This is a genomic window from Luteibacter sp. P4_E6 (assembly GCF_056401535.1).
The window spans coordinates 1-1,985 of sequence record NZ_JBFUJE010000648.1 but is presented as its reverse complement, the minus strand read 5'-3'; the positions used below and the strand labels follow the sequence as shown (position 1 = coordinate 1,985).

General features: G+C 66.5%; 1 protein-coding gene. It reads right to left on the bottom strand.

The features are described from left to right. Positions 1-231: 231 nt before the first annotated feature. Positions 232-1,985, bottom strand: a 1,754-nt coding sequence (locus AC1DT2_RS21925) for a motility hub landmark protein FimV (RefSeq protein WP_477298720.1), incomplete at its 5' end; no start/stop codon positions are given.

Here is a 1,985-nt window from a genome sequence, read left to right as displayed (position 1 = left end):
GGCATGACCCCTTGGCCAAGGCCTTCTACGAGCAACTCGTCCGCCGTGGAAAGAAGAAGCGCCAAGCCCTCACGGCGGTCATGCGTAAGTACCTGACAGGCCTGTGGGCCTGTCTGCAGAACAACGAGAACTTCGATACCTCGAAGCTCTTCAGCCCTGAACACCTCAAGAACGCTTGACGGCCAAGAGAGTATCTACATAGAGGCATGCAGGTAGTCAGCAGGGCGATCGTCAGACGATGTCGTTGAGGATCCGCTTGGCCGTGTCTTTCTGCATCTGCGTGCCTTCGGACAGCACCTCGTCGAGCATGAGGCGTGCGCCTTCGGCGTCGCCCATGTCGAGATAGGCACGGGCCAGGTCGAGTTTGGTATCGACCGGGTCATCGCTGAAGCTTTCCGGATTGTGATCGGCGATCGGCTCTTCGTCCGGGAAGTTCGGCTCGTCGAAACGCGGGAGGTCGTGGGCGGATGTAGCAGCCGCTTCGGTCTCTTCGTTGAACGACCAGGACGCACGATCGTCGCTCACCGGAACCGGCTCGCTCAAACCGTGGTCGGTCGAACCGTGTGCCGGCACCTCGGTGTAGAGGGAGTCCGGTGCATCGACGTCAAAGACGTCCGGTGCGTTGGGGCGGCGATCGGCCTCGGCGCGCTGCACCGGCGTCAGGTCGAAGTTGAAGTGGTATTCGCTGTGCTTCTGCGGCGCCTGCACGACGGGACGATCTTCCTCGTCCGCACCGGTGACGTACGTGCCCAGATCGAACTGCTCCAGCGCAGCGGCCTCATCGGCGGAATGCACGTGACCGGGTTCGTAATGGTCGTACGGCTCGTCGATCTCGTCGACCGGCACGCCGCCGAACAGCGGATGGCTGGGAGCGAGGTCTTCGCCCATCGTCACCACTTCGCGCCATTCCGGCTGCTCGGGATCCGCGACGTGGGCGAACATCGCCTCGGCAGCGGCTTCGAAATGTTCGACGTCGCGGCGACCGTAGTACAGGCTCACCAGCTCCAGGTGCAGGCCGATATCGTCCGGGTGCTCGGCCAGCGCGTCCAGGATCTCGCGCTGGTCCTGGTCCATCGCATCGTTGTGGCCGAAGGTGTCGAAGTTCGGTTCACGCGCGAAACGATCGGCCAGCGAGGCCGAAGCGGGTCCGGCCACGGCCGAGGGCTTCTTCCGGCCGAACACGGCTGCCACAAGAAGCAGGAGGATGACGATCGCGCCGCCGCCCCAAGCCCAGGTCTGCAGATACCAGGGATCGTCTTCCACGACCGGCGCCGGGCTGAACTTATGCACGGGGGGCTTGGCGGCCGGAGCCGGCGACGCCGCGGCGGGTGCCTGGACCGGCGTCGTGACGACAGCGGGAGCGGCCACCGTGGCCGCATGCGCAGGCACGATGGCGGCCGTCGAAGCCGCCGTCGAAGCGACGGCCGGCGTGGCGGCCGGCGCGGCAGCCGCTGCTTCCTGAGCCGGCGCAGCCGCAGTGGCGGCCGGTGCGGGCTGCCCCGCGGCCTTGCGCGTTTCAGCCAGCTTGCGCTGGAGCTCGGCAATTTCCGAGTCCTTCAGGCTGATCAGGCGCTGGTTCTTCGTGTTGATCTCTTCGAGGTCGCCGATGCGCGACTTCAGCTCGGCGCCCTGCTGCTTGAGCGAGGCGACGGACTCCTGCGAGGTCGTCAGTTCCTGCTTCAGGCCGGCGACCTGGGCGTCGCCCTTGCCGTCCTTCGTACCGGCTCGGGTGGAAGCGGCGTCGCCGCCCTCCTTCGAGGGGACGATGGCCAGGCGATCGTTGGCGGGAGCAGCGGCCTTGGCCGGGCCCTGTGCTGCGCCGGTGGAGGCTGCGTCGGCAACCACCGAGGGCGAACGCGCCGTGCCCGAGCGCCATGCCTCGTTCTGGCGGCGTACTTCCGCCAGAGCAGCCGCGGCCGACTGGGCCTGGATGTCGTCGGTGGAAGGGATGCGCAATACCGCACCGGTTTTCAGCGCGTTGATAT